Below are 24097 nucleotides of genomic sequence, written 5' to 3'. Positions count from 1 at the left end.
CGGGCGGATGAGGCGCCGCCCGGCCCCGCGCCCCGCCCCGATCGGTCACTCCGGGACGGGGCGCCATTTTGTTTCGAACGTCCCCGCTCGAGGCGCTGGCCTTCGAGCGCGAGCACTTCCTCACGGGCCTCGTCGCGTCCCTCGGCTGGCCTCGTTCGTGATCAGCCACGCCGCGTGATAGACCACTCGGGTGAGCACTGACAGCGCAGCGCAGCCCCCGGTCGAGGATGTGACGGATGCCGGGGATACGGCCGGCAGGACGCCCGACGGCGGGGGCAGGCTCCGCGTCCGCGTCCCTATGCGCTGGGGGGACATGGACGCCTACGGGCACATCAACAACGTCGAGATCATCCGCATGCTCGAGGAGGCTCGGATCGCCGCGTTCGGCCCTCCCGGGGGCACGGGTGCGGCGGGTGTCGAGCCCCTCGTCCCGCTCTTCTCGGCCGTCTCCGACGGCACCCTCGCCCTCGTCGTCGAGCACCGCGTGCGCTACCTGCGGCCCCTGGACTACCGCAACGTCCCCGCGGAGGTCGACGTGTGGGTCAGCGGGCTCAAGGCCGCGGCCCTCACGCTCGACTACGTGGTCCACGATCCCGTCGACGGCCACGAGTGTGTGCGGGCGACGACGCAGCTCGCCTTCGTCGACGAGGCCACCGGGGCGCTCATCCGGCTCAGCGCGGAGCAGCGCGGGCGGCTCGCCCCGTACGTGGGGCCCGGCCTCTTCGTCGCGGGGGTCCGCGGGGGCTGACCGGCGACGCCTGAACGACGCCTGAACAGGGGCGCGCGAACCGCAGTATTCCGCGCCTCGGCGTGGAATACTCACACCCAGCGCGCTTGAACGTCTCGGCAGGGGGCCGGGAGGGGCGTGCGCTTGCGCCAGAGGGGGAACATCATGAGCAGCAGCACGCCTACCGGCGGCACGCCGCAGCAGCCGCAGGACGAGCAGCCGGAGGGCAAGCAGCCGGAGGGGCAGCAGCCGGGCGGCCAACAGCCGGGGGGCCAGCAGTACGGGCAGCCCGGACAGCAGTACACTCCGCTCGCCCAGTCGGGGCAGCAGTACAGCCCGCCGGCTCAGCAGTACGGCCAGCCGGGCCAGCAGTACGGCCAGTCGGGGCAGCAGCAGGGGCAGGCGCCCTACGGGCAGCCGGGCCAGCAGGGGCAGGCACCCTACGGGCAGCCGGGCCAGCAGTACGGCGCTCCGGGACCGCAGCAGAGCAAGGTCCTCGCGATCGTCGCCCTTGTCCTCGGCGGCCTCGCCTTCCTGATGAGCTGGATCCCGATCGTGAATGTCGTGGCCATCGCCATGGCGATCGCAGGCGCCGTCTGCGGTGTGATCGCGCTCGTGCGCAAGCTCGGCGGCAAGCCGCTGGCCATCACCGGCGTGGCGCTCTCTGGCGTCGCGATCATCATCTCGATCGCCATGACCCTATTGGCCGCCGCCGTCCTGTCCACGACCGCCGGTGAACTGTCCAAGATCAGTGAGACGTTCTCCGCGCAGGCCAACGCCGAGCACACGGTCCAGTACAAGGTGACGACGTCGGCCCCTGCCGATGTCGACTACGGCGACGCGAACGGCACGAAGACCGAGCAGATCACCGAGAACTGGGACAAGGAGTTCACCGAGACGGGCTTCTTCATCGGCCACGTCTCCGTCATGGCGAATTTCGACACCGAGGCCGACGTGAGCTGCCAGATCATCATCGACGGCGTCGTCGTGTCGGAGGACGCGTCCTCCGGCACCGGCGCGATGGCGATCTGCACGGGCAGCCTGAACTGACCTCCTCGGTCTGACACTGCTCTGACGGGCCGCCCGGGTTCCAGCGCCCGGCAGGCGAGGCACCATGCTCCCTGCCGGGCGGACCCCTACACCCCGCGCTTCAGCCACCGCACAGCCCGATGAACGCCCCGAGCTCCTCGAGCCCGGCCGGGCGCCGGGGGAGCGCCGCCGTGAGCTGCGGAGAGCGCACGACGACGGCCCGCCACTTCGCGCGGGACACCGCGACGTTGATGCGGTTCCGGTTGAGCAGGAAGCCGAGCCCCCGGGGTGCCTCGGCCGGCGACGAGCAGGCCATCGACACGAGGACGACGACGGCCTCCTGCCCCTGGAACTTGTCGACCGTCCCGACCCTCGCCGCGGAGAGCCCCGCGTCGTCGAGGCGCTCGCGGATGAGGTTCACCTGGGCGTTGTACGGCGCGACGACGAGCACGTCGGACGCCTCGAGCGCCCGCGCCCCGGCCTCGTCGTGCCACGTGAGCCCCACGTGGGCCTGGACCTCGCGCACGACGGCGGCGGCCTCCTCGGGCGAGTTCGTCGCGTTGCCGCTGTGCTCGACCCAGTGGACGGCGACCCCGGAGGGGACGCCGTCGAGTCGACGGCCGGCGGCCGCCGGGGCTGACCGCAGGCGCCTGGCGTAGGACAGCCGCGAGACCGCCTCGCAGAGGGGCGGCGCCATGCGCCACGACTCGGGCAGGAAGTAGCCGAACTCGTCCGGGAGCACGCGCGCTCCGGCCGCGAGCCAGCCCAGGGCCGACTCGTTGACGGGCTCGGGATGCTGTCCCTGGCTCACCTCGGGGAGCTGCTGGGGGTCGCCGAGCAGGAGCAGCCGGGGGGCCGCGCGGCTCACCGCGACGGTGTTCGCGAGGGAGAACTGGCCGGCCTCGTCGACGACCACGAGGTCGAGGGATCCGGCCGGGATTTCCTGCCCTGTGAGCTGCCACGCCGTCCCGCCGACGAGGCAGCCGCCCGGTGCTGCCACGAGTGCCGCGACTGACCCGTTCCGCCTGTTGGCGAGCGGCCACGGAACCTCCAGGTCCTCGGGCGCGAGCCCGCTCCGGGGCTTCTTCGCGACCGATCCGACGGGCACTCCGGCAGCGACGGAGCGCGTGAGCAGGTTCTCGACAACGTTGTGCGAGTTGCCCACCACCCCGACCTTCCAGCCGGTCGCGACGAGCCGCGCGATGACCGTCGCGCCGACGTGCGTCTTGCCGCTCCCCGGCGGGCCCTGCACCGCGAGGTAGGAGCGGTCGAGGGAGCGCACGGCGCCCTCGATCGCCGCGACGAGCCCATCGCCGTCGTGCGTGCCGTTCGGGGCGGGAGGCAGCGGGGCGCGCCCGGCCGTGCGCGGCGGGAGGCGGCGGAGGAGGTCCACGGCGGGCTGGGCCAGCAGCCCGGGCAGGGCGCGCGCCGCCTCGCGAGCGACCTCTCGCTGGGCCGCCTCGATCGAGGCCGTGGGAAGGGGGGCGTCCTCGGTGAGGGCCACGGGGAGCTGGGCGTACGGCGGCACCTTGCCCGTGCACTTCTCCCGCACCGTGAGCACGTCGCGGTCCCCGTCCCGGCCCATCCCGACGATCTCGGTGCCGGGCAGCCCGCTGCGGCCGATCCCGAGGGGATCGGTCGGCTCGAGCCCCTCGGGCAGCGGCTGCTCGAACTCGCGGAACCACGTGCTGCCCTCGCGGAAGTCAGAGCCGGGGGTCGCGGTCCCCACGAGCCGGGTCGTGCGCCCGAACAGGCGCCCGTCGGGCTCCCAGTCGTGCACGACCTCCGCCTTCTCGACGATGAACGCGTTCCGCACGGATTCGAGCCGTGCCAGCGGCCGCTCGAGCCGGTCGAAGTGCGCCCACCAGTACGCCTTGCGCTCGCGCGGGTGGAACCTGACGGCCGCGGCGAGCAGGCCGAGGGCCGTGTCGTCCGCGGCGGCCCGTTCGTCCGCGGAGCCCGACTCGGCTCGGGCGGCCCGCCGCCGCGCGACGAACTCCGTGAGCGCTGCCTCGTCGGGATCGGCCGGGGGCTGCGGCCGTGCCTCGCGGGCCGCCGGGAGCGCTGCGTGCGCCGTCGACGGGTGGGCCGCGGCGAGGCCGCGGAGCCAATCGCACAGCCGCAGCGTCGAGACGCAGTCGTCCCGGTTGTACTCGAGGATGAGGTCCAGCAGCTCCTCGGCCTCGGGCTCCCGTCTCGCCTCGCGGGCCGCGGTGAAGCGCGCGTACATCTCGACCGACGCGGCCCCGCCTTGGAGCTCGGCCGTGCGCAGCTCGCTGCCCATGTAGAGCGGCTCGAGCTTCTTGATCGAGTACGAGCGCTCCGAGATGCGGATCCCGCTGCGCACGGCCTGGTAGAGGTCGACGAGGAGTCCCTCGCGCAGCCACGCGTCGATCTCCGCCTCGCACACGCCGTGCCGGACCGAGAGCTTGCGCAGGGCCGTCTTCTCGTACGCCGCGTAGTGGTAGACGTGCATGCCGGGGTGCTGGGCGCGCCGCTTCTCGATGTAGGCGACGAAGTCGACCAGCGCCTGGCGCTCCTCGGCGAGGGTGTGCGCGAGGAAGGAGCGGTACACGGGGTCCGAATGTTCCGCCCCCGGAACGGGTGCCTCGATGACCCCGAAGAGATACTCGAGGCCCCACGTGCGCGAGCTCCGGTCGAACCACAACGGGTCGCCCTCGAAGTCGAAGTACACGTCGCCCGCGGACGGAGCGGGCAGGGCGCCGAGCCCGTGGTCGGGCAGCACCTCGTACCGGACCCAGTGCGCCGGCGCGCCGTCGTGCTCGGGAGCCAGCCCGCCGCCGTCGCCCGTCACGACGCCGGTCTGGAGGCGCGCCTGGGCGACGAGCCGGGCGAGCGTGGCGTCGCCGCCTGCGGGGTCGAGGGCCGCGAGATCGTCGATCGTGCGCACGCCCGCCTCGCGGAGCGCGCGCCGGCGCGGCGCGCCCATGCCGGCCGTGAGGTACATGTCGCGGTGCTCCTCGATCTGGACCGCGCAATAGTCGCACCGCCCGCAGGCCGCGACGCCGGGCGCCTCCCACTCCGCCGGGTGGTCGCGACCGACGTGCGCCTCGGCGAGCTCGCGGAGACGCGCCCACCGCTCGCGGAACGCCGGCACGAGGTCGGTGAGGCTGAACGACTCGATCTCGCCCGTGCCGAGGATGAGGGTCGCGGCGTCCGACGGCGGGAAGCCGGCCCGCGCGAGCTGGTCGCCGTACGCCGCGAGCTGCAGCAGCGCGGTCGTCTTGGCGTGACGGGCGAGCTTCGTGTCGAAGACCGCGTAGCGGCCCCCGGGGCCGCGGACGAGGAAGTCCGCCCGGCCATGGAACCCGCCGTCGAAGAAGCTGGCCTGGAACACGACGTCCGCCCCCGCGGCGAGGGCGGCCATCGACTCCGCGTGCTTGGCCTCGAGCGTCGCCCTCGTCATGTCCGCGGCTGGCTCGATCTCCGCGACGCCGCCCGCCCCGCCCGGCGTCCAGGGCCCGAACTCGTCCCGGTACGCCTGCAGCACGGCCTGCTCGTGGACGTCGCCGAGGGCCGCGGCCCGCTCCCGCATCGGGTCCGGGACGTGGAGCCGCTCGGCGCGCCCGAGCTTCTCGTCGAGCCGGCGCAGGAGGCCGAATTCGCACTCGGCTGCCGTGACCAGATCCGATGCCGAGAAGACGAGCCGGCGGTCCTCGAGGAAGAACATGACCCCAGCACAGCACACCCCTCCGACAGTCTTCGAGGTCCCATTCCGTTGCACGCCCGTAACCCTGTCGAAACCCCGGTCGTGAAGGGTGGCAGAATCATCGTGTGTTTGGCGTGTCACACTCGGTCACCGACAAGGTGACTCGGGAGTAACAGACCAGCATGTGACGGGGGACGGGCGCTGCAGGCGCCGCGGACCGCACCTAGTGAACCGATGGAAAGAGGTAAGCCATGGCGAGGAACGCAAGCGGGACAGAGAAGGTTGACCTGCGGCTCAAGGCTGTGCTGGACGGACTGGCAGAGGCGGCATTCTCCGGTGAGGGCGCCGACGCGCGCGCCGTGCTCGCCGCAGCGGTCGAGCAGGTCCCTTTCGACGACCATGAGGCGTTCCTCCTCGCGGGCGGCATCCCGCGGGGCCACAAGGCCCTGACTGCCGCTACCGCCAAGCTCGTCAAGGCTGGCTGGATGGTCAAGGGCCGCTCCGGCTGGACCATCACGGAGGACGGGCTCCGCGCGACCGTGGCGTTCCCGACCGCTGCCGCGCTCGCCGAGGCCCTCGACGCCGGGACGCCCGTCCCGGCAGACACGCCCGTGCCGACCGAGGCGCCGGCCCCGAAGAAGGCTCCGCGCAAGAAGGCTCCCGCCCGCACCTCGAAGAAGGCCGCAGCCGCCGAGGAGGTCCTCGCTCCCGCGGTGACGGCACCTGCCGCTGCGGCGGACGCCGCTGCCGACGACGACGAGGCGCCGGTCGCCGTCGCTGGCGCCGCTGAGGCAGAGGCTGCGGCCGAGTCCGAGGCTCCGGTCGTCGTCGACCTCCAGCAGCCCGAGGCCGTCGCGATCGCCGGCGACTTCGCCGCGCACCTGGGCGCCGAGACGGACTGGGAGCCGCAGCTCGACGCCGTCCAGATGGGTCTTGATGGGTCTGGCCGCCGCTGGGTGCGCACCGTGGAACTGCCCGCGGGGCACTACAGCTTCAAGATCGCCATCAACCGCTCGTGGGACGAGAACTACGGCGCGTTCGGCGCCTTCAACGGCGCGAACCACGAGCTCGCGCACGACGGCGGGCCGGTCACCATCGCGTACGACCACTCCACGAAGGACATCGTCTTCTCCTGATTCCCGATGGCGCGCAGGCCGGGCCCGGACATCCGTCGGGCCCGGCCAGCGCCCAGGGGTTGATCCCTGGCAGAGGCCGCGACCCCTCGCGATATTCGCATCGCGAACTTGCAGAGTCGGCGCGACACCCCGGTGAATCCACCGAAGGAAGCTGCGGTGTCGCATCGAACCTACGACCTCGAGGGCGCCCAGGTGGCTGGTGTGTCCACCATCCCGGCCCGTGCGTCACCACCGAGGCTCTCCCCGGGCGCTGCCGGTTCCACTTCTGTCGGTGCCCCCTGATGTACTGGGGGTCCGAGCCGAGGTGGAAAGTGGGGGAGGACCGTGGGCAGGATCGGGGGCCGGGCGGCCAGGCTGCTCGGCGTGCTGGCCGTTCTCGCGGCCGTGTGGGGCGTTGCGTGGGCGGCGGGCTGGGTTGGGCCGCCCGGAGGGGCGGCCTCAGACGGCGCGCTGGCGGACGCCGGGACGCTCCCGGACGACAAGCTCGCCGCGGCGCGCGCGCAGCTCGCGCGCCTCCAGGTCAAGGGCCGCGCGGGCACGGGCGGCTACGAGCGCAGCGAGTTCGGGCAGGCCTGGGCCGACGTCGACCGCAACGGCTGCGACACCCGCAACGACATCCTCGCGCGGGACCTCACGGGCGTCGCGTTCCGCGCCGGGACGCGGGACTGCGTCGTGTCCTCCGGCGTGCTCGAGGATCCGTACACGGGCGACCGGATCGACTTCGTGCGCGGGCCCCGCTCGGCGGAGGTGCAGATCGACCACGTCGTCGCGCTCTCCGACGCGTGGCAGAAGGGCGCCCAGCTGTGGAGCCCGGAACGGCGGGAGGAGTTCGCCAACGACCCGGCCAACCTGCTCGCGGTCGACGGCGACGCGAACCAGGAGAAGGGCAACGGCGACCTCGCGACGTGGCTGCCGCAGAACAAGGCGTTCCGGTGCGAGTACACGGCGCGGATCGTCGCGGTGAAGTCGGAGTACGGGCTGTGGATGACCGAGGCCGAGCACAGGCGCGCGGGCGAGCTGCTCGACGCCTGCGGGCCGGGCGGCTAGTCAGGGCCCGTCGGCATCAGGACGCCTTGAGCGTCTGGGCCTTGAGGAACCGTTCGCGCGTGTCCTTGGGCAGCTTCTCGACGGCGTACCGCAGCGCCACCCGCGCCATGTGGGGCGCCCAGTGCTCGAGGAACTGCTCGAGCCCCGGGCTTCCGGCCGTGCGGAGCGCCCAGCCCACGGCCTTCTGCACGACCGGGTCCGGATCGTCCGCGAGGATCTCGGCGATCGCGAAGGTGTCCTTCGTCTGGCCCAGGGAGAGGAAGTGCATCGTGGCCACGATGGCGGTGCGCCGCTCGTACGGCGAGGAGGAGCGGGCGAGCACGTAGAGCTGGTCCTTCCGCCTGTCCGCGAGGTAGCCGCCGACGACGTGTGCGGCCGCGCGGTCCACGAGGTCCCACGAGTCGATCCGGTCGTGCCGCCGCAGGTACAGCTCGTACAGCTCCTGCCGCCGCTCGGGCGCCGTGGTGCGGCGGCGCGCCTGGAAGTCCATGATGGACACGGCCCCGGCCCGTGCCTCGTGCCACGGGCTCTCGAGCAGCTGCTCGACCTCGTCCAGCGGCATGTCGGCGGAGGCCTTGGCAAGGTCGAAGACGTCGCCCATCCGGACGCCGAGGAACCTGTCCCGGCCCTTGCGGGCGAGTGGGAACGCGCGTTTGTACTTCCTGAGCTCGTCATCGGAGCTCAGGGCCTCGAGCGCCGCCAGGAAGGCCCCGGCGGTCTCCACCCCGGCGAACATGCCCACCCCCAGGCAACGACAGAGATCCTCCTTCGAGGGTAGCCCTCGGGCACGGCCGCTGGTACCCCCGAGGTGACGCTCGGAAAACCCGGACGCAGGGCCCCGACCGGGCAGCCCAGACTGTTCGCGACCTGACGCCGGGGGAGGTGCCCGTGGGCTCAGCCCGGGCGCCCCCGCGGCGGGCCGATCTCGGCGATCCGCGCCTCGAGGATGCGGCGCACGAGATCCTCGGGCACCGGGTCCTTGGCGGTGAACCGCAGCGTCCCGGGCGCCCAGTCGAGGCCCTCGAGCTCGTCCGCGAGCCGCGGCAGGATCTGGCCGCTGAAGGGGTACAGCGCGAGGTGCTTCTTGGTCGCGAGCGCGCTCACGTAGCCCTTGCCATGCAGCAGGAGCGCGGGCATGCCGTAGCTGCGCCCCTCGGTCGCCTCCGGCGCGAGCCCCCGCGCGATCTCCATGATCCGTCCGAGCACGGCGCGGTCCTGGCCGTCGAGGGAGTCCAGGTAGTCGGTGACCTCACCCATGCAAGGAATGGTCTCAGGCGGGCTCGTCTGAGAGGTAGGGGCCCACGACGGCGATGAGCTGATCCCGCACGAGCACGGACGCGACGGAGAGGTCCACGGTCGCGGCACCGAGCCGGTGCCCCGCGGTCACGAAGGACTCGGCGAGGGACGACCCGGCGGAGGGGTACAGGAGCAGGCCGCCGGCGCCGAGGGAGGCCGGGTCCGCGGGGTCCTCCTGCTCGCGGACGTACGTGTAGAGCTGGTACAGGTGCCCGCTGTCGAGGGTCTCGCGCGCGAACCGCCCCGCCCGGAGCGCCGGGGTGAACTTCGTGTCGACGATGAGGCGCCGCCCGCTGCGGGGGCTGTCGATCCACACGTCCGTGACCATGTGGGGCAGGACGGCAGCCATCCCAGGGGTCGGGCCGAGCGCGTTCCAGCCGACCTTGCGCCCGCGCTCCACGGCCCACCCTCTCGGGCGCCCGTGCACGCGGTAGAAGCCGCCGACGGCCCGCTCGAAGAGGTGCCGGAATTGGCGTTCGTCGAGCTGCCCTCGCCCGTGCCCGGGGTTCGTGCGGCCGAAGGGGAGCGCGAGCTCGAGCGCGAGCCGGGCGGCGAGGAGCACCGAGCGGTCCTGGGCGTCGTTGCGCGTGAGCCGGACCCCGGCGTCGCGCTGGCCCGCGCGCAGGTCGATCCGGCCGACGCCGAGTCGCTCGAGCCGCTGCGACTGGCCCTGGCAGCGGCGGACGAGCTCCTCGTCCGAGCACAGCCGCGCGATCGAGTCCAGGGCGGTCCGGATGAGTCGGTTGCGCGGCGTGTCCACCGTGAGCTCCTCGAACCGGCACGCGACGAGGCCGCGGGACAGGAGCTGGTGGGACTCGGTGCGCAGCGTGTCGATCCCGCCGCGGACGCGCGAGAGGTCCCGGGAGGTCTTCGCGAACGACGGCGTGAGCGGCCGCCGCAGGCGGTCCTCCGTACTGGCGACGAGCACCTCCGCGAGGAGCTCGGGCAGCTTCTCCGGGTACTCCTCGATCCCATCGAACGCCTCGGGCCCGGACTGGTAGAACTCCGAGGCGTACAGCAGCAGGAGCCACACGTTGCGCACGGGGATGCGCGCCCCGCCGGCGACGACAACAGAACCGTCGGCCGCCGTCGTCGGCGGCGCAGGCGACTGCTGCGCCGTCAACCGCTGCGCCGTCGGCTGCCCCCTGCCGCCGGACCCAGGCACCTCGGTCACTCGAGTCCTTCGAGCAGCGCCTCCGAGGCCGCCTCGGCCTTGGCCGCATCGTCGAACCAGTACTCCTCGAGCGTCGGGACGATCTCGGTGTCGACGACGCCGCGGAACCAGTCGGGGAACGAGTTCACGCGTTCCTCCGCCGGGGGCGTGACGAACGAGTGCCCGAGCCGGAACTCCGTGCCGAGGGCCGGGTCGGAGGCGATCCGGTCGTTGAGCGCCTCGAAGCGGTGCCGCACGAGCTCGAGCTCGCGCTGGGCGACGCCGTGGCGCTGCGACATCCACTCCTCCCACGCCTCGTTCACGGCCGGCTCGAGCGAGACGAACGCAAAGCGGCGGCGGAAGGCGAGGTCCATGATCGCGAGCGAGCGGTCCGCGAGGTTCATGGTGCCGATGATGTACAGGTTGCTCGGCACGTGGACGCTCTCAGTGCCCGAGCGCGGGTACGCGAGCTGGAGGGACTCGCGCGGGGAGCGCTTGCCGGCCTCGATGAGGGTCAGGAGCTCGCCGAACACCTGGACAGGGTTGCCGCGGTTGATCTCCTCGATCAGCACGACGTGCGGCACGTCCGGATTGGCGTTGGCCCGCTCGACCATCTCGAGGAATGGCCCGTCCACGAGCGTGAGCTTCCCGTCCGAGCCGGGGCGCCAGCCGCGCACGAAGTCCTCGTAGCTGGAGTTCGGGTGGAACTGGGTCGCCCGCAGGGCGGACTTGTTGTCCTTCGTGCCGATGAGCGCGTACGCGAGCCGGCGGGCGAGCCACGTCTTGCCCGTCCCCGGAGGGCCCTGCAGGATGAGGTTCTTCTTCGACCGCCACCGGGCCAGATAGCCGTTGAGCGAGGGCTCGGGCAGGAAGCAGCCGTCGGTGACGATGTCGTGGACCGTGTAGCTGGCCTGCGGCGAGACGGGCGTGGGGTCGTCGTCGTCCGGCTCCGGCGCCTCGTCCGCGCCCCCGGTCTCCGTGTGCGCGCCGCGGCCGTCCCGCTCGAGGTAGGCCGTCCAGGACAGCTCGGGGAAGGAGTTCACGGCGAACTGCGGATCCTCGAATTTGGACGCGAGCGTGTCGATGAGGTTCACGTACGCCGTGCCGTCCGCCATGAAGAAGTCCTGGTCGAGCATGAGCTCGGTCTTGAGGTACTGGCGCGAGCGCCCGTCGAGCGGGACGAAGTTCCACGGCCGGATCCAGAACAGGCCCATGGTGAGCTTCGTGCCCACGCGGTAGATGTCCCGCGCCCGGCTGTACGCGGCAGCGAAGCGGATCCGGGCGTGGTCCTCGGAGCTGTCCGCCGCGGCGATCGCGGCCTCGAAGACGTCCCAGAGCGTGTCGATGTCGTCCTTCTGCCGCGTGCCCGCCGTCGGGAAGAACCACGAGTTCTGGCTGTTCAGGAGCGGGATCCCGTCGAAGCTCGACGGCGCCGGCGTCGTGACGCCGAGCAGGCGGGCCCAGTCCGCCGCGATCTCGGTCCGCTTCTCCGGGGTCGAGCCCCGGTTGAACGTGCCCATGACCGTGAACGGGCAGATGTCCCGCAGCGGCACGGGATTGTCCCGCCAGTCGCGGTCCATGAGGACGCCGAGGACCTCGTGGCGCTCCTGCATCTCGCGCAGGTGGGCGAGCAGCTCGGGGCGGCGGTTGCGGAAGGCGAGCAGCGCCGTTGCCGCCTCCTCGTAGAACGCGGCCCACTCGAAGTTCTGCTCGGGCTTGGGCCGGACGTCGGCGAAGCGCTTGGCCCACGCCGGGTCGTTGCGGAACCTGTCCGTGTCCTGCGCGTCACCCCAGAACGCGAAGCGCAGGAGGGCCTCGCGCATCCAGTGGCCCGGCGTGACCTTCCAGATCGAGTGCCGGCCGGTGTAGAAGTACCACTCGCGCGGGCTGTCGAGGCGCGTCCACGCGACGCCGATCTTGCGGCCGTCGCCCGGGTTGGCCGTGATGGTGCCGGTCGCGGTGATGGCCATGACCGAGACGGAGTGGCCGCGCGGGTCGAAGGGGAGCTCCGTTTTCCGCACGTAGGTGGCCTTGAGGGCGATCTGGTCGCCGACCTTCATCGACTTGACGGTGTCGAGGAACCGGTCCTCGAACCCGTTCTCCCAGATGCCCTCGGCGAGGAACCGCTCCGTCTGGTCGTGCGGTTCGCGGTCGCTGTCATAGGCCCCCACAAACCAGTACTGACCCTCCGGAACGCCCACTTCTGCCATCGCTTCCCTGTCTCCCGCACGGGTGCCGCGGCCACGGCACCCATGCATTAGATCATGCCCAGCTGAACGAGTCGGGCCGTTGACCCCCACACGGAGCGCGCGCACCATGGCGTTCAGGCCCGGCGTGGGCCGGAGCCGCACGGAGGTGGCGCCATGTCCCGCGAGATCCTGCTGTACGCCGAGGACGCCGACAGCGCGGCGCGCGAGATCGAGGCGGCCGGAGGGAGGATCCTCCTCGGCCTCTCGCCGCACCTCATCGTCGCGGTCCTCCCGGACGACGCCGACCCCGGCGGCCTCGGGAGCGTCACCGAGGATCTTCCGGAGCTCGAGGGGGCCGAGCGGGTGGCCGCGGAGGCGTGGATCGAGCGGTTCGGGCAGCGGACGACGGCGGAGGGCCGGCGCGCGCGGGCCGCTGCCGAGCCGGTGGTCCCCTGGGATGCCCCCGGCCGCACCCCGCCCGACCACACGGGCGAGCCAGGCGGGCCGGTGGGAACGTTACCGGCCGGACCGGAGGGCCCGCCGGGCACGGTCCTGCCGGGTTCCGATACGGTCCCGCCGGGGTCCGACACGCTCCCGCCGGGCGAAGGCCCCGCCGTCGGGCCCCGCTCGACCAACACCCCGACCTCGGTGGTCATGACCGGGAAGGTGGCCGTCGGCGTCGTCGTCGTGTCCGGGCCCGCGACGCCGCCCTACTGGTTCCCGCTGCACGGCGCGCTCATCCACGTCGCGGCGTCCTCGACGGGCGAGGTGTGGGGAGTGAACGCGGCGCACGAGATCTTCCGGCTCGACGGCACGTCCTGGACCAAGGTCGCCGGAGCCCTCCGGCAGGTCTCCGTCGGCGCGAAGGTGTGGGGCGTCAACGCCCAGGACGAGATCTACCGGCGCGACGGCACCGCATGGACGCGCGTCCCCGGCGCGCTGCGGCACGTCTCCGCCGCCGAGGACGGCACGGTGTGGGGCGTCAACGCCCAGCACAGCATCTACCGCTGGGACGGCTCCGCGTGGACGCAGGTGCCGGGCGCGCTCACACAGGTCTCGGCGGGCTCGGCGTCGACCGTGTGGGGCGTCAACGCCGACGGCGAGATCTACCAGTGGACCGGGGCTGCGTGGTCCCAGGTGCCCGGGGCGCTCAGGCACGTCGCGGCGGCCGCGGACGGGTCCGTGTACGGCGTCAACGCGGACGACGAGATCTACCGGTACCTCGGCGGCGGGAACTGGGAGCAGCTCGACGGCCGGCTCGCGCAGATCAGCGCCGCGTCGGCGTCGGTGCAGTGGGGCGTGAACGCCGAGGAGGAGATCTTCCGGCATGACCCCAACCTCAACCTCGTGGTCAGCGGCGCCGAGCGGCGGCAGATCGTGGCCGAGGTCCTTGAGGGGCTCGCGTTCCTCGGCACGGCCGGGGCCGCGGAGAACGTCTCGTTCCAGCTGGACCTGCGGTTCCCGACGGTCGACGTGGCGACCGGCACCGGGCACGACTACGAGCCCATGGAGGCGCCCTGGCGCGACGCTGCGCTCACGCAGCTCGGCTTCGAGGGCTCCCGGGACGGCTCCGTGGACTACGTGACGTCCATCCGCTCCGCGCTCGGCGCGACGTGGGCCTATGTGGGGTACTTCACGAAGTACCCCACGCACCACTTCGCCTACGCGGGCCGCGAGCGGATCGTCATGGAGTACGCGAACGACGGCTGGGGGCCGGCCGAGATCAGCCGGGTCTTCGCGCACGAGACGTGCCACATCTTCGGCGCGGCCGACGAGTACGGCGGCTGCTCGTGCGACGCGAGCGGCCACCACGGCATCCCCAACCTCAACTGCCGCAACTGCACGAGCGCCCAGGTGCCGTGCCTCATGGAGGCCAACACGCTCGTGCTGTGCCCGTGGTCGCGCGGCCAGGTCGGGTGGCGGCTGTGGATCCCGGTGGCCGGGGCGCTCAAGCACGTCTCCGCCGGGGCGGACGGGACGGTGTGGGGCGTCAACGCCGCCGACAGGATCTACCGCTGGACCGGGTCCGCGTGGCAGCAGGTGCCCGGGGCGCTGAGCCAGATCTCGGTCGGGGACGCGGCGCACGTGTGGGGCGTGAACTCGGCCGGGAAGATCTACCGCTGGAATGGCTCCTCGTGGACCCAGGTCTCGGGCGCCCTGCGGCACGTCTCGGCCGCCTCCGATGGGACGGTGTGGGGGGTCAATTCCGCGGACAGGATCTACCGGCGCGACGGGAACGCGTGGACCCAGATCCCCGGGGCGCTGCGCCAGGTCTCGGCCGGCTCGGCGGGGCGGGTCTGGGGCGTGAACTCCGCCGGGAGCATCTACCAGTGGAACGGCGCCTCGTGGACGCACATCGCGGGGGCGCTCAGGCACGTCTCGGTCGCGGCGGACGGGACGGTGTGGGGCGTGAACGCCTCGGACACGGTCTACCATCGCGAGGCCAACGCGTGGCGGCAGTTCCCGGGCGCGCTCAAGCAGGTCTCGGTCGGGGCCGCCGGGCGCGTGTGGGGCGTCAACGCCGGCGACGCGATCTTCCGCCAGGCGTGAGCCCCCGGGGGAGCCAAGGCAGGCCCTGGCGAGTTCAGTGCACCCGGTACGTGAGCCGCACGAAGCGCCCGATCCGCTCCTCGCCCGTGAGCTCGAGGTCGAGCCTGGCATCAGGGAGCGCGGCCGTCCCGCCTCCCACGACGGCCGGCGCAACGAACAGGGTCACCTCGTCCACGAGCCCCGCGCGGAAGGCCGACGCCGCCAGGCCCGGGCCGCCGACGGCGAGGTCCGCCGTCGTGCGCTCCTTGAAGTCCCGGACGACGTCGGGCTCGAAGCTGCGCGCGATGCCCGTACGGGCGGTGTCCACGGACGGCAGCGTGGACGAGTACACGATCTTGTCGGTGGCGCGCCAGATCTCGGCGAAGTCGCGCACGACGGCGGACCGGCCGGCTTCGATGGCCGGGTCCTCCCATGCGCGCATCACCTCGTAGAGGCGGCGGCCGTAGAGGTAGGTGCCCACAGGGCGGAGGAGGTCGTTGACGGCCGCGTGGACGTCGTCGTCCGGGGCCGCCCAGGAGAACGAGCCGCTGCGGTCCGCGATGTAGCCGTCGACGGACATGATGTTCATGTAGAGGAGCCGGGCCATGCCCCTACTGTGGCCGCGGGGGAGCGGCGGCGGCAATGGGCGGCGGGGGAGGCGGGCCCGGCGGGCCGCCTCCCCCGCGGGCGTCAGGCGCCCGGTCAGTCCACGGTCTTGACGATGTACACGTCGCACGGCGCCGTGTGGGCGACCGTGTTGGCCACGCTCCCGAGGACCCGGCCGATGCCCTGCATGCGCCGGTTGCCGACGACGATCATCCGCGCGTCGAGCACCTCCGCCTCCTTGACGAGCGCCTCCGCGGGCTTGCCGCGCGCGGCGGTGTGGGTGATCGTGACGCCCGGGGCGGAGAGCTTCTCCGCGACCATCTTCGCGATCCCGAGGGCCGTGTTCGCATCCGACACGATCCACGTGTCGCTGCCAGCGCCGATCACCTCGGCGCGGTCGCCCTCGAACGCCGAGACCACGTGGAGCTGCGCCCCGAGGGCCGCCGCGATGTCCCGCGCGGCCTCTGCCGCCCGTCCTGCCGTCTCGCTGCCGTCTACGCCGACAATGATGGGTCCAGTCATGATGTACTCCCTTGCTCGATCGCCGGCTCTCAATCCGTGCGGCTACCAGTATCACCGATATCGAAGCCCGCCTGCGCCAGCGCCGCCGCGTCGCCGCCGTCGTTCGCTGCGAGCCGCTCGACGATCCCCGCGAAGGCGCGCTCGTCGAAGGCGGACTCGTCCAGCGGCGTGAGCGGGAACGCGCTCAGGCCAGTGAAGGGGCGGACGGGCCGGCTGGCCAGCGCTCACAGCGAGCCCAGGGCCTCGTCGATGGGCGTCGGCCCCTCGACGAAGCCGACGAACTGCCGCACGGTGCGCGGCTCGCGCAGCGTCGCGGCGGCCACGGCGGCGACGTCCTCGCGGCTCACGCGCCCGGGGTCCCCGGGGCGGGCCAGAGCGATGCGGCCCGTGCCCGGCTCGAGCGTGAGCGTCGAGGGGCCGAGGATCGTCCAGTCCAGCGCCGTGCCGCGCAGGTGCTCGTCCGCCGCGGCCTTCGCCTCGGCGTAATGGAAGAACGGGTCCCCGGGCGGGACGCCGTGGTCCGGGCGGGCGCCGAGGTAGGAGACCATGACGTACCGGGGCACGCCGGCGGCCGCGGCGGCGTCCATCGAGCGGATGGCCGCTTCCCGGTCCACGGCACGCGTCCGCTCCGGGTTCCCGCCGCCCGCCCCGGCGGACCACACGACGGCGTCGTGCCCCGCGATCAGCTCGGCGATCCCGGCCGTGTCGAGGCGCTCGACGTCGGCCACGACCGCCGTCGCGCCCGTCGCCTCGACCTCGGGCACGTGGGCCGGGTCGCGGACGATTCCGGTCACCTCGTCGCCGCGGCCGACGAGGAGGGGCGCGAGGAGGAGGGCCACCTTGCCGTGGCCCCCGACGATCGCGATGCGGGACATGCGTGCTCCTTCCGACGATGACGGGTCCACGCTAGCCGGTCGGGGAGCGGCCGCGCGCCCACGCCGGGGCGGTCCTCGCGACCGCCCGGGCGTGGGTGCGCGTCAGCCCTGCTTGGTCCAGGGAGCGCAGCTCGACGACTCGAACACCTCCCCGTCGCGCAGCGTGACCGTGGCGGGGCCCTTCACGATGTTGTTGTCCACGATCTCCGCGTCGGAGCCCGTTCCGGACATCCACGCGTAGTAGCAGCCCAGGGGATTGCGCCCCGAGCCGCCCGTCGTCGAGTAGACGCCCGGCTGGACGTCCTTGCCCACCACGTGGAGGCCGTCCGTGATCTGGGACTGGGCGACCTTCGTCTGGCGCTCCTCGAAGGCCTTCTCGCGGGCGGTGAGGTCGGCCTCCTTCTTCGTGACGTCCTGCTCCCGCTTCGCGGCCTCCTGCTCGCGTTGGGCGAAGCCGTTCTCCTTCGCGGCAGCCGCGGCCTCACGGGCCTTCATCGCCGACTCCTGGCGGACGTAGCCCGCGATCGTGTCCGCCTGGCGGGAGGACTCGGACGTCGCGGCGGCGAGCTCGGCGCCCAGCGCCGCGTATTCCGACGAGGATTCGACGGGTGGCCGCAGGGCGACGCCCCCGACGACGCCGAGGGCGATCAGGGCGGCAGCCGCGACGGCCTGCAGCACGCGGCGAAGGCGGCGCCGGGGGCGGTGCGGTTTCCCGGTCTGAAGGGGGTCCGCGGCCTGGGGTGCGGCCGGTGGGCGGGGCGGGATCGGCGCAGCGGGTACGCCCGGGGGTGGTGGCAACGTGTCCATGGGGCTCTCCTGGGACGCCGGAAGGCCGCCTCCCCAACGGCCCGCCGAAGGCGGTTGTGGCGCGGCCGGCCGGGAGGGCTGGCCGCAGCATCAGGGAACCACGGGGGTCCGACAGTTCTCGGCGTTGTCTGCGCGACGCCCACGACGCGGACGTCGCCATCCAGGACGATGAGAAAGTGAACTTCAAGATTGCCTGGGCTGACCCCGAGTCCGGCGATGTCTTCTGCCTGTCCGAGGCGCCGTCGGCCGACGCAGTGCGGAAGATCCACGAGCGGACGGGGCATCCTGTTGACGAGATCCATCCCCTCCCGCTCTCCGTCTCGTGAGACGCTTTAGTCGCTCCCGGAAGGGCAAGAGTCCCGGTGCCATCGGCACCGGGACTCTTGCGCTGAGCCGCCAGAGATGTGTGACCTGACCCCGCATCGTTGGGAGGTGACCCCGCAACGTAGGGTCGGCCCTCCATTGACGCTGGCGCGGGGCGGGCCTAGCGTCTGCTGGCATGGCCCCGATCTGCAGCGTCCGGTGAGATGGGCGGGGGCGAGCCCGAGGCGGGCGCGCTCTCCTGGCCGGAGGCGTGCGGCAGGCGGCTGGCCCGGCACGGACTGGCCGAGCCGTGGACCGACGCCAGCCCGGCCGATGCCGTCGCCGCGATCTGCGGGGCCCACGCCCAGGTGATGTCCGCCGCGGAGCTCTCCGTGGGCATCAGGCTGCGCGGCACAACCCGCTCCGCGGTCCAGGCCGCCCTCGAGGCCGAGCACTCCCTCGTCAAGACCTTCGGCCCCCGAGGCACCGTGCATCTGCTGCCAACGCGGGACCTGCCGCTGTGGGCCGGGGCGCTCGCCGCGCTCTGGGTCCCTCCGACTCATCTGCCGCCAGAGGCGCTCATGACCGAGGAGCAGACCGACCGGGTCATCGAGGCCGTCGGCGATGCCCTGCGGGACGCCGAGCTGACCCTCGACGAACTGACGGACGCGGTTGTCGAGCGGGCGGGGGCCTGGGCCGGGGAGCCCGTCGTGCCCGCGTGGTATGGGCTCTGGCCCCGCTGGCGGCCAGCCATGTACCCAGCCGCGGCCCGCGGTGTGCTCTGCTGCGGTCCCAACCGCGGCCGCGCCGTCACCTACACGAACCCGCACCGCTACCTCCCCGGCCTGCGGCCGCTCGGCCCCGCCGCGGCCGGGGCCGAGCTCGTGCGCCGGTACCTCCACGCCTACGGGCCGGCCACCCTTGGGGACTTCGCCCGCTGGCTCGGCATGCCCAGCCCGCGGCGAAGGGACTCTTCGAGGCCGTGTCCGCGGAGCTTGCTCCCGTCAGACTCGTCGGCGCCCCTGCGTGGGCCCTGGCCGCGGACGCGGACCAGCCGGCCGCGCCGGCCGAGGGAGTCCGCCTCCTGCCGTACTTCGACGCCTACGCCATCGGCTGCCAGCCGCGGGATCGGCTGTTCCCGGGCCGTGCCTCGGGGCGGGCGCTCTCCGGGGGCCAGGCCGGGAATTATCCCGTGCTGCTTGTCGACGGAGTCGTCGCCGGCGTGTGGCACCTGAAGCGCTCCGGCCGCAGGGCCGTCGTCACTGTCGAGCCGATCGGGCGGCTCACGTCGGCCCGGCGCCGGGAGCTTGAGGAGCAGGCGGCCCGCGTGGGCGAGGTCCTCGAGTGCCGCGCGGAGCTCAGCATCGGCGCTGTCACCGTGGGGCCGCACGCCTGAAGATGCGGCGGCGTGCCCGCGGCCGCCGCGCCGACCGACGGCTGGCGCGTCAGCCCGCCGTCGTCCGCGTCAGCCCGCCGTCGTCCGCGCCCCCGCGCCGAGGGCCGCGACGACGGGCGCGAGCTCGGGCTGCTCCTCCGCCTCCGCCAGGACGGCCCGGAGCGCGGCGTCGTGGACCGGCCTGACCTTCTCGTAGAGCCCGCGCCCCTGCGCCGTGAGCTCGGTATAGATGCCGCGCCGGTCGTCGGCGCAGAGGATCCTCGTCAGCAGGCCGCGGTCCTCGAGCCGGTTGACGAGCCGCGTCGTCGCGCTCGGGCTCAGCGCGGTGGCGCGCGCGAGCTGCTGCATCCGCATGTGCCAGCCGTCCTGGCGGCTGAGCGCGTCGAGGACCGTGTACTCGACCACCGAGAGCTTGGCCTCCGCGGAGAGCGCGCGCTCGAGCGCGGCCTCGATGAGCCCGTGCAGCGCGGCGAGCGTGCGCCAGCCCTGCGCGCGCACCTCGACGGCGTCGTCGGCGATGCCCAATGTGAACCTCCTGCCAATTAGTTGCTTGCGCTTTGTATTTGCATGTGCAACTATCTACTCTGGCGGCGCAATATGCCGCGTCTGCAACTAATCCAAGCCTAGCAGGAGACCCCTCGTGCCCCTCGGCCTCATTGCCCTGTCCCTCGGTGCGTTCGGCATCGGGCTCACCGAATTCGTCATCATGGGCCTGCTGCCCGACGTCGCCCGCGACTTCGCGGTCGACGAGGCCGCCGCGGGCTGGCTCATCTCGGGCTACGCCCTCGCCGTCGTGGTCGGCGCGCTCGGCGTCACCGCCGCGACGTCCCGCTGGCCGCGCAAGCCCGTGCTCGTGGGCCTCCTCGGCCTCTTCATCGCCGGCAACGCGCTCTCCGCCCTCGCCCCGGACTACGGCTCGATGCTCGCCGGGCGGATCGTCGCGGCGCTGTGCCACGGCGCGTTCTTCGGCATCGGCGCGGTCGTCGCGTCCGGCCTCGTGGACCCCGCTCGCAAGGCACGCGCCGTCGCCGTCATGTTCACCGGGCTGACGGCGGCCAACGTCCTTGGCGTTCCCTTCGGGACCTTCCTCGGCCAGGAGCTCGGCTGGCGCTCGACCTTCTGGGCCATCGTCGGCATCGGCGTGCTCGCCCTGGCCGGGATCCTCGCGCTCGTGCCCGCTGACAGGGCGCACGACGGCGGGCCGGGCCTCGCGCGCGAGCTCGGCGCCTTCCGCTCGGGCCAGGTCTGGCTCTCGCTTGCCGTGACCGTGCTCGGCTACGGCGGCATGTTCGGCGCCTTCACCTACATCGCCTACACCCTGACCGAGGTCAGCGGCTTCGAGGCCTCGGCCGTGCCGTGGCTGCTCGTGCTGTTCGGCCTCGGGCTCTTCGCGGGGAACTGGGCCGGCGGGCGGCTCGCCGACCGGGACGTGGACCGCGCTCTCGCCGGATTCATCGCCGCGCTCCTGGCCGTGCTCGTGCTCTTCGCCGCCACCGCGGCGAGCCAGCCTGCCACGATCGTCGCACTCTTCCTCATGGGCGGCTTCGGCTTCGGGACCGTCCCGGGCCTGCAGTCCCGCATCATGCATTTCGCCTCGCACGCCCCGACCCTGGCCTCGGGCGCGAACATCGGAGCCTTCAACCTCGGCAACGCCCTCGGCGCATGGGCGGGCGGGCTCGGCATCAGCGCCGGCCTCGGCTACACCTCGCCGATCTGGATCGGCGCAGCCATCACCCTCGCCGGGCTCGTGGTCCTCGTGCTCGCGGCCGGGGCAGCCCGCCGCGCGGGCTCGCATGCTCCGTCCGTCGCGTCTGCCGAGCCCGAGCCCGGGGCGAGGAGCGAGCGGACGGAGCCTGCCGGCGTCGTTCGCTGAGGCCCGGGGGGCCGCTCATACAGATCCGGGTTACCTTGCTGTTAACCGGCATCAAGGACTGGATCGGGCATGACAAAGCGGGCGTTACGATCGTGTTCATTAAAAGGGCGCCCGCATGTCGCGCAGCGTGCTGTCTGTTAGGGGAAACCCGGCGGCCCTCCGGCGGTGTACCCCAGCAGCGGAGGGCGCATCCGCATCAGAAGTCGGACTCGTATTATGCCAACCAAGCCTGCAGCACTCCGCTCTCATCAAGATTGGTTCCGGGGCACAAGCGCTCCAGTTCGGCGAAGAACTCTAATCCAGCGCGGGCTACCGCCCGCATAGAGTTCATCGGCAAACTGCGATTGCTTTACGATTAATCGATTCTCCATCCGTCACAGATACGAGAAGCTGATCTGCCCCTGCAGCCTTTACCCTAAATGATATTGGCTGATCGGGAAATCCTCGGCTACCGAATCCTGTGCGACGGCAATCATCAAGTGCTTGCACGATAAAGGGCCATAGCCAGTTCACATCGTCCCACAAATCCACGCCGAGAATCTCGATACCGTCAATTGTCAGGCTGATGGCGCCAGGCACATACTCCCGGTTACCGCCATAGCGCGAGATCTCTCGGATGGGCAGAAAGGTGTCTCCAACCTGTACGTAACTCTCAATTCTGATTGAATTCACGGTGGCCTCCCGGGATAGAACTTTACCCACTTTCTAGTAAGACTTTGCTTCAGCTAAGCAGATATCCAATACATGCGTTCTACGCGAGCCGCGCTTGCCCCTGAGTTCAATTCTTAATGAAGTCACTTCACTGTCCTTGGTTGAGGAAGGCAGCGCTGACTACCTCGAATGGCGACTCCCAGCCCGCAACCTGTTGGCCCAGAGTCGTGCGGTCAAGATCGGTGTAGTCGGGCGGCGCCTCGGACAGCCCTGGCACATCGCCGACGAAGAAGGCAGCACTTTCGGCCGTCAGCGATAGTTGCGCACCGGGATGAGGCCACATCACAAGACGCAACCCAAAGAGTCCATCCATTACCTGTGGATGGGAACTTCCAACCGCCCACGCCATGAGTGCCGTGTCGCGGCCGGGTCCAGACCAGGCCAGCTCACGGATGCCGCGGGCAATGAGAACTCCAGTGTTGGCCTCCCGCAGCTGAAGAGCCGTTCGAAGCTCAAACATCAGTCCAACGACGCTAGCTAGGGCATCGAACCCGACATCGAGCAGTTGCGCTTCCTGAAGCGCATCTGCCTCGGTCAGTGGGTCCATTTCGGGAGACGAAGCGTACTGGCGCAGTCCGGTATTCAGGAGCAGAAGGTCGTCGATCTTCATCACGGCCAGGGGACATGGGCGAAGGGATGGGAGTTGCCGATGATCTCGCCTGTGAGTGGATAAACGGTCTGCCCTGTCTTGTTCATGCAGGCAGCGTAACCATTGGGGTACTGGTACTTGGCGTCACCGGATCCATAATGCGTCCGTGTCAGTTTTCGAAGTCATCTGCACAAGTGATCGAAGTCCTGTGCACAAGCCTCCGTTCGGGACTCAGACCGTCCGATTGAGGATCCTTCACCGGCAATTATTCGAGCGGGCTCGAGGAAGATACCGGCGTTCGTGTCGTAATGGCAGGTGCGCGGATGGATGAGGCCTGTGCGGTCCTGGGGCGAAGCCGTGGGATGTGTCGTAGCGGAGGCTGTCTTAGGTTTAGATCGGCGCCGGAGCTTCCGCCGAGGCAGCAGCGGCTGCGCCCGGAGTGGCCGGGCAGAGCCAACCTATGAGGAGCGCGATCATCGCAACCACAGCGCGCAGAACCGGGGTCACGAGGTCCCTCCCACCACGACCGCGAGGACGCGCTCCAGCAGAGCATCGAGCTCAGCTGGCGACTCGACCTCCACGTGTTCGAGGACAGGGTCGTCAAGGGTGCCGTAGTTGAACTCGGCCTCGCCGGACTCCCAGAGCACAAGTTCGACGTCATAGTCCGTGAGAGCGACGACAAGGTGCGCCGACGGGTTCGGAAGGTCTCGCGGGCCTCGGGTGTAGGTCAGCGATCCCGCTTGCTTGAGCTCAGCGCCGCGGCTGCTGAGCCACTGGTCCAGACGATCGAGATGGGTCATCGGCGGCACACCAGGACGATGCACGTGGCGGGTGGCATTTCTGCAGGTGGAGGACCGTAGAGCCGCGTCGTGACGTTGGGCCCGGGAATCACGCCCCACTCCGGCTTGCTCGCAGGGAAGACGGAGACACTGGCTGCCTTCCAAGCACGATGAAGACTCCGCTTCACGGTCCCTCCAATGAACAGGCCAAGAAAGTTGGACGGAGCCTACGGTCAAGATTCCCGGGGAACCAGAGGTGGATTGAGCAGACGACTACTTGAATTTGGAAATCATGTACTCGATTTCAGAAGGACCCTCGTGTCATCCCTCTGCGAACGGCGATGGCGAAACCGTTCGAGCGGACAAGGCAGCCGGCTCGCCTCGTTCGAGGAGATGGACGTGCGAGGTCAGGGCTCGCAGAGGGGAATCTACGATCCGCGACGCCGAGGATTCAGCGCCTTCACCCAGGCCGACCTCGACATGACGAGAAGAACCTAGCCCGAACGCTCCGTGTCCTGTCGCCAGGACGCTCGCGCTGCAGTTCTTGTCCTCGACTCATTCTCAAGAACGTCAGCCTGGGATGAGGGACTGCCCTTGGCGAGCACCTTCGCCCCATGGGGACGCAGCTCCCCGGCGGGCGAGACGTGCCGGTAGAGCGTCTGGCGGGTGATCCCGAGCTCCCGGCACAGATCGCCGACGCGTGTCTCGGGTTTGCCCATGGAGGCCATGGCGAGGCGGAGCTTGGGCGGGGTCATCTTGAAGGGACGGCCGCCGGTGCGGCCGCGGGCGCGTGCGGAGGCCAGGCCGGCGATGGTGCGGTCTGTTAACTGAACTCCGGCGGGTCCATCCGGGCGCCCGCT

General features: G+C 71.4%; 20 protein-coding genes and 1 pseudogene. 8 read left to right on the top strand and 13 right to left on the bottom strand.

Annotated features, from left to right (window positions below):
- The first annotated feature begins 298 nt into the window (after positions 1-298).
- Together BV907_RS15875 and BV907_RS19620 are read left to right on the top strand one after the other, a co-directional pair.
- Positions 299-748: an acyl-CoA thioesterase gene (locus BV907_RS15875; RefSeq protein ID WP_077490710.1), complete on the top strand. Its 450-nt coding sequence runs from the start codon at positions 299-301 to the stop codon at positions 746-748.
- Positions 749-892: 144 nt separating this feature from the next.
- Complete coding sequence (locus BV907_RS19620) at positions 893-1777, top strand: DUF4190 domain-containing protein (RefSeq protein ID WP_077490709.1); 885 nt, start codon at positions 893-895, stop codon at positions 1775-1777.
- Between the two features lie 100 nt (positions 1778-1877).
- Here BV907_RS19620 and BV907_RS15865 read toward each other — a convergent pair whose 3' ends face one another.
- Positions 1878-5447: a TM0106 family RecB-like putative nuclease gene (locus BV907_RS15865; protein WP_077490708.1), complete on the bottom strand. Its 3570-nt coding sequence runs from the start codon at positions 5445-5447 to the stop codon at positions 1878-1880.
- 230 nt (positions 5448-5677) lie between these two features.
- Between BV907_RS15865 and BV907_RS15860 the strand changes: the two genes are divergently transcribed.
- Together BV907_RS15860 and BV907_RS15855 are read left to right on the top strand one after the other, a co-directional pair.
- Positions 5678-6562, top strand: a complete 885-nt coding sequence (locus BV907_RS15860) for a pullulanase X25 domain-containing protein (protein WP_077490707.1) — start codon at positions 5678-5680, stop codon at positions 6560-6562.
- Positions 6563-6886: 324 nt separating this feature from the next.
- Entirely contained in the window at positions 6887-7609 is a 723-nt protein-coding gene (locus tag BV907_RS15855; protein ID WP_077490706.1) for an HNH endonuclease family protein, read from the top strand.
- A gap of 16 nt (positions 7610-7625) precedes the next feature.
- Here the strand turns inward: BV907_RS15855 and BV907_RS15850 are convergent, their stop codons facing one another.
- The 4 genes from BV907_RS15850 to BV907_RS15835 form a co-directional block, all read right to left on the bottom strand.
- Positions 7626-8345, bottom strand: a complete 720-nt coding sequence (locus BV907_RS15850) for a DNA alkylation repair protein (protein ID WP_077490705.1) — start codon at positions 8343-8345, stop codon at positions 7626-7628.
- Positions 8346-8503: 158 nt separating this feature from the next.
- A complete protein-coding gene (locus BV907_RS15845; protein ID WP_077490704.1) occupies positions 8504-8866 on the bottom strand; it encodes an iron chaperone in 363 nt (120 codons plus the stop codon).
- Between the two features lie 13 nt (positions 8867-8879).
- Positions 8880-10079 carry a 5-methylcytosine restriction system specificity protein McrC gene (locus BV907_RS15840; RefSeq protein ID WP_175637494.1) on the bottom strand — a complete coding sequence of 400 codons (1200 nt, stop codon included), beginning with the start codon at positions 10077-10079 and terminating at the stop codon, positions 8880-8882.
- The gene (locus BV907_RS15835) at positions 10076-12268 is read right to left on the bottom strand and encodes an McrB family protein (RefSeq protein WP_077490702.1); all 2193 of its coding nucleotides are present in this window, start codon (positions 12266-12268) and stop codon (positions 10076-10078) included. The genes BV907_RS15840 and BV907_RS15835 overlap by 4 nt, the downstream gene beginning before the upstream one ends.
- Before the next feature lie 153 nt (positions 12269-12421).
- On the opposite strand from BV907_RS15835, the gene BV907_RS15830 reads away from it, so the two are divergent.
- The gene (locus BV907_RS15830) at positions 12422-14797 is read left to right on the top strand and encodes a tectonin domain-containing protein (protein WP_077490701.1); all 2376 of its coding nucleotides are present in this window, start codon (positions 12422-12424) and stop codon (positions 14795-14797) included.
- Between the two features lie 34 nt (positions 14798-14831).
- Here the strand turns inward: BV907_RS15830 and BV907_RS15825 are convergent, their stop codons facing one another.
- The 4 genes from BV907_RS15825 to BV907_RS15810 all read right to left on the bottom strand — a co-directional run bounded on the left by BV907_RS15825 (position 14832) and on the right by BV907_RS15810 (position 17457).
- Positions 14832-15383 carry a dihydrofolate reductase family protein gene (locus BV907_RS15825; protein WP_077490700.1) on the bottom strand — a complete coding sequence of 184 codons (552 nt, stop codon included), beginning with the start codon at positions 15381-15383 and terminating at the stop codon, positions 14832-14834.
- A gap of 95 nt (positions 15384-15478) precedes the next feature.
- On the bottom strand, positions 15479-15904 hold the full coding sequence (locus tag BV907_RS15820; RefSeq protein WP_077490699.1) for a universal stress protein: 426 nt from the start codon (positions 15902-15904) through the stop codon (positions 15479-15481).
- 224 nt (positions 15905-16128) lie between these two features.
- Positions 16129-16779: an SDR family oxidoreductase gene (locus tag BV907_RS15815; RefSeq protein WP_077490698.1), complete on the bottom strand. Its 651-nt coding sequence runs from the start codon at positions 16777-16779 to the stop codon at positions 16129-16131.
- Positions 16780-16881: 102 nt separating this feature from the next.
- Positions 16882-17457: an Rv1352/Rv1906c domain-containing protein gene (locus tag BV907_RS15810; protein WP_077490697.1), complete on the bottom strand. Its 576-nt coding sequence runs from the start codon at positions 17455-17457 to the stop codon at positions 16882-16884.
- On the opposite strand from BV907_RS15810, the gene BV907_RS19705 reads away from it, so the two are divergent.
- Positions 17388-17912, top strand: coding sequence for a nickel-binding protein (locus tag BV907_RS19705; protein WP_342745567.1), 525 nt, complete (start codon positions 17388-17390; stop codon positions 17910-17912). The two genes, BV907_RS15810 and BV907_RS19705, sit on opposite strands and share 70 nt — an antisense overlap.
- 201 nt (positions 17913-18113) lie before the next feature.
- A pseudogene (locus BV907_RS15800) lies at positions 18114-19285 on the top strand (winged helix DNA-binding domain-containing protein).
- A gap of 69 nt (positions 19286-19354) precedes the next feature.
- On the opposite strand, the gene BV907_RS15795 reads toward BV907_RS15800, so the two are convergent.
- Positions 19355-19810 carry a MarR family winged helix-turn-helix transcriptional regulator gene (locus BV907_RS15795; RefSeq protein ID WP_077490696.1) on the bottom strand — a complete coding sequence of 152 codons (456 nt, stop codon included), beginning with the start codon at positions 19808-19810 and terminating at the stop codon, positions 19355-19357.
- 115 nt (positions 19811-19925) lie between these two features.
- Between BV907_RS15795 and BV907_RS15790 the strand changes: the two genes are divergently transcribed.
- Entirely contained in the window at positions 19926-21158 is a 1233-nt protein-coding gene (locus BV907_RS15790) for an MFS transporter (RefSeq protein WP_077490695.1), read from the top strand.
- A 327-nt stretch (positions 21159-21485) separates the two neighbouring features.
- Here BV907_RS15790 and BV907_RS18530 read toward each other — a convergent pair whose 3' ends face one another.
- From BV907_RS18530 to BV907_RS15780, 3 genes are all read right to left on the bottom strand, one after another.
- Entirely contained in the window at positions 21486-21830 is a 345-nt protein-coding gene (locus BV907_RS18530) for a hypothetical protein (RefSeq protein ID WP_139346825.1), read from the bottom strand.
- Positions 21831-21957: 127 nt separating this feature from the next.
- Positions 21958-22479 carry a hypothetical protein gene (locus BV907_RS15785; protein ID WP_077490694.1) on the bottom strand — a complete coding sequence of 174 codons (522 nt, stop codon included), beginning with the start codon at positions 22477-22479 and terminating at the stop codon, positions 21958-21960.
- Positions 22480-22961: 482 nt separating this feature from the next.
- Positions 22962-23258, bottom strand: coding sequence for a hypothetical protein (locus tag BV907_RS15780; protein WP_139346824.1), 297 nt, complete (start codon positions 23256-23258; stop codon positions 22962-22964).
- Between the last annotated feature and the right edge of the window lie 839 nt (positions 23259-24097).

The sequence above is a fragment of the Sinomonas mesophila genome, assembly GCF_001999765.1.
Classification (GTDB): domain Bacteria; phylum Actinomycetota; class Actinomycetes; order Actinomycetales; family Micrococcaceae; genus Sinomonas; species Sinomonas mesophila.
This window is presented reverse-complemented; position numbering and strand designations above follow the sequence as displayed.